Consider the following 5,926-nt stretch of genomic DNA (forward strand, 5'->3'; position numbering starts at 1 on the left):
GCCCGCGCCCCCCTCGGGGGGGCCGGGCCATCCGGCGTTCCGGAGCGCGAGTTAGCGCCGGGGCCCGCCCCGGATTGCCCATTTGGCTTTGCGGAAGAGGGCCCCGCGCAAGTACAACTGCGGGTAGATGGCACAATCAGTACATGCACCGGCACCATGAACCTCCGTACGCGGGCGGCGAACCCGCGGCTGAGGACTCCGTGGGCCGGCCATCCGAACGCCGAATTGACGATCGGCCGGACGTCACCTCCGCGCCAGCTGAGGGGCCGGACGACCAGGAAGTCGCAGCGCTCTACGCGCTTGTGGCCGAGCGGTTGAAGCAAGCTCACGCCCGCGTGCATGCGCTGAACGTGTCTGCCGATGCAAAGACCGCTCTCACCCGTCAACTCCTCATCGTCACCGAGACCGCCAAGCGCGATCTTCCGGAGGCGGCAAGGCGGTTGAGTCGCTTTGTACATGACCTCGACGAGGGGCCCCCGCCGCTCGACTGAGGTCGCCGACGCGCAAATCCATTGCGACACTAGGGTGATTCGCGCGTTTGGTAATTGAAAGTCCGCAGATACATACCTAACGTGCGAAAAGAACGGATGGAATCATCCGGCGCCCGTTTCCGAAGGGGAAGACGTGAACAAGGCTCAGCTTGTCGAAGCGGTGGCCGAGCAGCTGGGCGGTCGCAAGGCTGCCGCAGAGGCCGTCGACGCAGTGCTCGACACCATGGTCCGTGCCGTTGTGGCCGGTGACCGGGTTTCGGTCACCGGGTTCGGCACCTTCGAGAAGGTGGAGCGCTCCGCGCGCTTCGCCCGCAACCCGCAGACCGGCGAGCGGGTCAAGGTCAAGAAGACCTCGGTCCCGCGCTTCCGTCCGGGCCAGGGCTTCAAGGACCTGGTCAGCGGCAGCAAGAAGCTGCCGAAGGAAGGCCCCTCGGTGAAGAAGGCCCCCAAGGGCTCCCTCACCCCGGGCAAGAGCGGCGTGGCCGCCACCCCGGCCGCCAAGCGTGCCGCCACCAAGCGTGCCGCCGCTGCCGCCGCCGCCCCGGCCGCCAAGAAGGCCGCCGCCAAGAAGGCGACGACCACGGCCGCCGCCAAGAAGGCTGCCACCACGGTCGCGAAGACCACCGCTGCCAAGAAGACCACGGCCACTGCCAAGAAGGCCGCCGCGAAGACCACGGTCGCGAAGACCACCGCCGCCAAGAAGACCACGGCGGCCGCGACCAAGGCCGCCGCGACCAAGAAGACGGCCGCGGCGAAGAAGGCGACCACCACGGCTGCCGCCAAGAAGACCACGGCCACCGCCAAGAAGGCGACCGCCACGGCCAAGAAGACGGCGCCGGCGAAGAAGACCGCCACCCGCAAGACCACCGCGCGCAAGACCTCTGCCAAGTAAGTCCCGCGCGACCGTCCCCGGACGGCCTTCGGTCCAGAGCCGCGGCACCCCGTTCCGTGAATTCACGGAAACCGGTCGCCGCGGCTCTTTCGATTTCCGGGCGCTTAGTCAGGAATCGACGGCGTGCGGCGGCACCGGAGGTGCCCTGGGCAGGGTGCGGCGGGGTGTGGACAGGTCCGGCGGCGCCGGGTGGGGCCGTCAGCCCTCGGCCGGGTCGGGGAAGGTCTGGAGCGTCACGAAGACCACCCGGCAGGCCTCGCCGGTGCCCTCGGTGCGGATCCGCACCCGCTGGCCGGGGCGCAGCAGCCGCAGGCCGCCGGCGTCGAAGGCGGCCGCGTCGAACGGCACCGGGGTCCCGTCGTCGAGCAGCACGGAGCCGGCCCGGGTGGCGGGGTCGAAGGTGAACGCGGTGGCCTGCATGCGAGCAGCATAGCGAGCGGGCCGGCCCGGACCCGGGGGCAGGTCGACGCCGGGCCGGGACGGGCCGGGAGGCAGGCAGGAGGCGTGCGGGCGGCGTCCGGGAAGGGCTCAGGACAGGCTCAGCCGGGCGAACAGTGCGCTGGTGTGCGGGCCGAGGCCGAGCACCGCGGCCTGGTCGAGGTCCGTCCCGGTGTCCACGTCCCGGCGCACCGACTCCACGTCCGCGAGATGCAGTTCGAGCGCCCCGCCGGCTGCGTGCCGGGCCCGCGAGCCGTCCCCGAACGCCGGGGAGAGCGGGCGGCCGGGGGTGCAGGCGAGCAGCGTGGTGCCCAGGCCGGGGGAGTCCGGCAGGAAGGCCCGGCCGTCCGGCGGCACCGCGCCCAGTACCCGGGCCAGTTCGGCCGGGCGCAGCGCCGGGAGGTCCGCCGAGAGCGCTGCGAGCGGGGCCCGCGGGGCCAGTGCCAGGGCGGCCTCGGCGCCGTGCGCCAGTGCCCGGTTGAGGCCGCCGCCGGGCTCGTCGGCCACCACGAGCGCGCCGAGCGCGGCCAGCAGGGGGCCGGCCGTGGAGTCCCGGGTGACCACCAGGACCCGGTCGACGCCCGGGGTGGCCAGGGCGGCGGTGACGGTGTCCAGCGCGAAGGACAGCGCCAGGTCAGCCCGGTGCGGCCCGGCGTACGGCGCCAGTCTGCTCTTGGCCAGGGCGAGAGGCTTGAGCGGAAGCACCAGCGACCAGCCGGCCGTGGGTGCGGGGGGCGCGACGGGCCCGCTGGGGCGTACGGTGTCCTGGGTCATCGGCGTCATTGTGGCGCCGGTCCCGGAGCCCTCGCCAGGCCGTCCGAGCTGTGCGGACGTGCGTTTGATCACGCCTGCCGGGCGGGTTGGCGCGGTTGCTCGACAGCCGGTGAGCGGGCGGGCGACACTGGTCCGCGCCCGTGGCCCGGGCGCCGGTGGAATCGGTGCGCGGCACCGGGACGCCATGACCGCGGCACTCGATGCCGCATCGGATGAGAAGGAGCTGGGGTGGCCCGCCGCTCGTACGCCAAGTTCGGCAACGCCGACTACGGCATCTGGTACCGCTTCGCGGCCGTGCTGGTGAAGCCGGTGACGACCGCCCTGGTGAAGCCGGACTGGCGGGGCTGGGAGCACATTCCGAAGAACGGCGGATTCATCGCCGCGGTGAACCACAATTCGATCATCGATCCGGTGATCTACGCGCACTGGCAGTACAACAGCGGACGTCCGCCGCGCATTCTCGGCAAGTCCTCGCTGTTCTCGGTTCCCTTCATCGGATTCATGCTGCGCAAGACCGGCCAGATTCCGGTGTTCCGCGAGTCCACCGACGCCGCACAGGCGTTCCGGGCCGCGATCGACGCGGTCAACGGCGGTCAGTGCGTGCAGTTCTACCCGGAGGGCACGCTCACCCGGGACCCGGACCTGTGGCCGATGACCGGCAAGAGCGGGGTCGCCCGGGTCGCGCTGATGACCGGTGCGCCGGTCATCCCGGTCGCGCACTGGGGCGCCCACGAGATCATCCCGCCGTACGGCCGGCCCGGTTACGGGAAGGGCAGGTTCAACCTGTTCCCGCGGCACAAGGTCACCGTCGCGGCCGGGCCGCCGGTGGACCTGAGCAAGTACCAGGGGCAGGAGCTCACCGCCCAGGTGCTCGCCGACGCGACCGAGGACATCATGACGGCGATCACCGCCGTGCTGGCCGAGGTCCGCGGCGAGGAACCGCCGGCCGAGCGCTACGACATGCGCAAGGCCGCCCGGGAGCGCGCCGCGGCCGCGCTGGCCGAGCGCCGGCGCGCCAAGGGCGAGCCGGGCAAGGGCACCGGGGAGGCCGGCAAGTGACCCGCTGCGCCGTGATGGGGACCGGCTCCTGGGGCACCGCGTTCGCGATGGTGCTCGCCGACGCCGGCTGCGAGGTCGTGCTGTGGGCCCGTCGCCAGGAGCTGGTGGACGCCGTCAACTCCACCCACGAGAACCCGGACTACCTGCCGGGCGTCCGGCTGCCCGACACCGTACGGGCCACCACCGACGCCGCCGAGGCGCTGGCCGGCGCCGACTTCGCGGTGCTCGTGGTGCCCTCGCAGACGCTGCGCGACAACCTGGCCGCCTGGACGCCGCTGATCGAGCCGCAGACCGTGCTGGTGAGCCTGATGAAGGGCATCGAACTCGGCACCGCCAAGCGGATGAGCGAGGTCATCGACGAGGTCACCGGGGTCGGCCCGGAGCGCGTCGCGGTGGTCAGCGGGCCCAACCTGGCCAAGGAGATCGCCAACCGGCAGCCCGCGGCCAGTGTGGTCGCCTGCTCCGACGAGGCGGTCGCCAAGCGGCTCCAGGCGGCCTGCCACACGCCGTACTTCCGGCCGTACACCAACACCGACGTGGTGGGCTGCGAACTCGGTGGTGCGGTCAAGAACGTGATCGGCCTGGCGGTCGGCATGGCGGCGGGCATGGGGCTCGGCGACAACACCAAGGCGACCCTGATCACCCGCGGGCTGGCCGAGACCACCCGGCTCGGCGAGGTGCTGGGCGCGGACCCGCACACCTTCGCGGGACTCGCCGGGATGGGCGACCTGGTGGCCACCTGCTCCTCGCCGCTGTCGCGCAACAACACCTTCGGCATGAACCTGGGCCGGGGCATGTCGCTCGCGGAGACCATCGCGGCCACCCGGCAGACCGCCGAGGGCGTCAAGTCCTGCGAGTCGGTACTGGACCTGGCCCGGCGCAACGGGGTCGACATGCCGATCGTCGAGGCGGTGGTGGACGTGGTGCACAACGGGCGGCCGACCCAGGAGGCGCTGCAGACGCTGATGTCGCGTTCGGCGAAGGCGGAGCGGCACTGAGCCCGGCGGCGCCGCCCGGCCCGCGGCGCCGCCTACCTTCCGGTAGGCACTCGCACGGTAGTCTCAAACCCGATATGAGCATCGAACAGACCTCCCCGAACCGGCCCGACCGGAAGCCGCGCGTCGCGCTGGTCTTCGGCGGGCGCAGCTCCGAGCACGCGATCTCGGTCTCCACCGCGGGCAGTGTGCTCAGGGCGATCGACCGCGACAAGTACGACGTGCTGCCGATCGGCATCACGCACGAGGGCCGCTGGGCGCTGACCAGCGACGAGCCGGCCCGGATGGCCATCACCGACGGGAAGCTGCCGGACGTGGCACACGTCGCCGAGGGCGTCGACGGCCAGGTCGCGCTGCCGGCCGCCCCGGGCAACCGCGAGGTGGTCCTGACCGAGCCGGGCAGCGCCCCCAAGGCCCTCGGCGAGGTCGACGTGGTGTTCCCGCTGCTGCACGGTCCGTGGGGCGAGGACGGCACGCTCCAGGGCCTGCTGGAGCTCTCCGGCGTCCCGTACGTCGGCAACGGCGTGCTGGCCAGCGCGGCCGGGATGGACAAGGAGTTCGCCAAGCGGATCCTGGCCTCGCACGGTCTGGACGTCGGCCGCTACACCATCGTGCGGCCGCGCGAGTGGGAGTCCGAGGCGGGCCGCGCGGCGGTGCGCGAGCGGGCCGCCGAGCTGGGCCTGCCGCTGTTCGTGAAGCCCTGCCGGGCCGGCTCCAGCATCGGCATCACCAAGGTGAGGGACCTGGCCGACCTCGACGCCGCGATCGAGGAGGCCCGTCGGCACGACCCCAAGCTGATCATCGAGGCCGGCGTCACCGGCCGCGAGATCGAGTGCGGCGTGCTGGAGTTCGAGGACGGCCCGCGGGCCAGCGTGGCCGGCGAGGTCCTGGTCGGCGAGGGCTACGACTTCTACGACTTCGAGGCCAAGTACATCGACTCCTCGGAGGTGCAGATCCCGGCGAAGCTCACCGCCGAGGAGCTCGCCGAGATCCAGCGCCAGGCGGTCGAGGCCTTCGAGGCGCTCGGCTGCGAGGGCCTGGCCCGGGTGGACTTCTTCCTGCTGGAGGACGGCACCTGGATGATCAACGAGATCAACACCATGCCCGGCTTCACCCCGATCTCGGCCTTCCCCAAGATGTGGGAGGCCAGCGGGGTCACGTACCCGGAGCTGATCGACCGGCTGCTCGGGACGGCGCTGCGGCGTTCGACCGGGCTGCGCTAGCGGGTCCTGCGGCGGAGGGCGGGCCGGGAGCTCCCGGCCCGCCCTCGGTACGTC

Annotated in this window: 7 protein-coding genes; 5 read left to right on the forward strand and 2 right to left on the reverse strand. The window is 72.3% G+C overall.

Annotated features, from left to right (window positions below):
• The first annotated feature begins 143 nt into the window (after positions 1–143).
• Together ACFU7Y_RS38365 and ACFU7Y_RS38370 are read left to right on the forward strand one after the other, a co-directional pair.
• On the forward strand, positions 144–491 hold the full coding sequence (locus ACFU7Y_RS38365) for a hypothetical protein (protein WP_263455706.1): 348 nt from the start codon (positions 144–146) through the stop codon (positions 489–491).
• 133 nt (positions 492–624) lie between these two features.
• Positions 625–1,383 carry an HU family DNA-binding protein gene (locus ACFU7Y_RS38370; RefSeq protein WP_224284475.1) on the forward strand — a complete coding sequence of 253 codons (759 nt, stop codon included), beginning with the start codon at positions 625–627 and terminating at the stop codon, positions 1,381–1,383.
• Between the two features lie 198 nt (positions 1,384–1,581).
• Here the strand turns inward: ACFU7Y_RS38370 and ACFU7Y_RS38375 are convergent, their stop codons facing one another.
• On the reverse strand, positions 1,582–1,803 hold the full coding sequence (locus ACFU7Y_RS38375) for a hypothetical protein (protein WP_380771127.1): 222 nt from the start codon (positions 1,801–1,803) through the stop codon (positions 1,582–1,584).
• A 108-nt stretch (positions 1,804–1,911) separates the two neighbouring features.
• On the reverse strand, positions 1,912–2,595 hold the full coding sequence (gene cofC / locus ACFU7Y_RS38380) for a 2-phospho-L-lactate guanylyltransferase (RefSeq protein ID WP_380771129.1): 684 nt from the start codon (positions 2,593–2,595) through the stop codon (positions 1,912–1,914).
• 228 nt (positions 2,596–2,823) lie between these two features.
• Between cofC and ACFU7Y_RS38385 the strand changes: the two genes are divergently transcribed.
• From ACFU7Y_RS38385 to ACFU7Y_RS38395, 3 genes are all read left to right on the forward strand, one after another.
• Positions 2,824–3,654, forward strand: coding sequence for a 1-acyl-sn-glycerol-3-phosphate acyltransferase (locus ACFU7Y_RS38385; RefSeq protein WP_224278614.1), 831 nt, complete (start codon positions 2,824–2,826; stop codon positions 3,652–3,654).
• Complete coding sequence (locus tag ACFU7Y_RS38390; RefSeq protein WP_380771130.1) at positions 3,651–4,652, forward strand: NAD(P)H-dependent glycerol-3-phosphate dehydrogenase; 1,002 nt, start codon at positions 3,651–3,653, stop codon at positions 4,650–4,652. The genes ACFU7Y_RS38385 and ACFU7Y_RS38390 overlap by 4 nt, the downstream gene beginning before the upstream one ends.
• Before the next feature lie 74 nt (positions 4,653–4,726).
• Positions 4,727–5,872: a D-alanine--D-alanine ligase family protein gene (locus tag ACFU7Y_RS38395; protein ID WP_224278612.1), complete on the forward strand. Its 1,146-nt coding sequence runs from the start codon at positions 4,727–4,729 to the stop codon at positions 5,870–5,872.
• Positions 5,873–5,926 lie beyond the last annotated feature (54 nt).

Source organism: Kitasatospora sp. NPDC057542, assembly GCF_042801945.1.
GTDB lineage: Bacteria > Actinomycetota > Actinomycetes > Streptomycetales > Streptomycetaceae > Kitasatospora.

What these genes read in the sequence shown, in the direction of transcription:
- ACFU7Y_RS38365 (WP_263455706.1), top strand. Translation starts at nt 144, where the DNA reads ATGCACCGGCACCATGAACCTCCGTACGCGGGCGGCGAACCCGCGGCT.
- ACFU7Y_RS38375 (WP_380771127.1), bottom strand. Translation starts at nt 1,803, where the DNA reads ATGCAGGCCACCGCGTTCACCTTCGACCCCGCCACCCGGGCCGGCTCC.
- cofC (WP_380771129.1), bottom strand. Translation starts at nt 2,595, where the DNA reads ATGACCCAGGACACCGTACGCCCCAGCGGGCCCGTCGCGCCCCCCGCA.
- ACFU7Y_RS38395 (WP_224278612.1), top strand. Translation starts at nt 4,727, where the DNA reads ATGAGCATCGAACAGACCTCCCCGAACCGGCCCGACCGGAAGCCGCGC.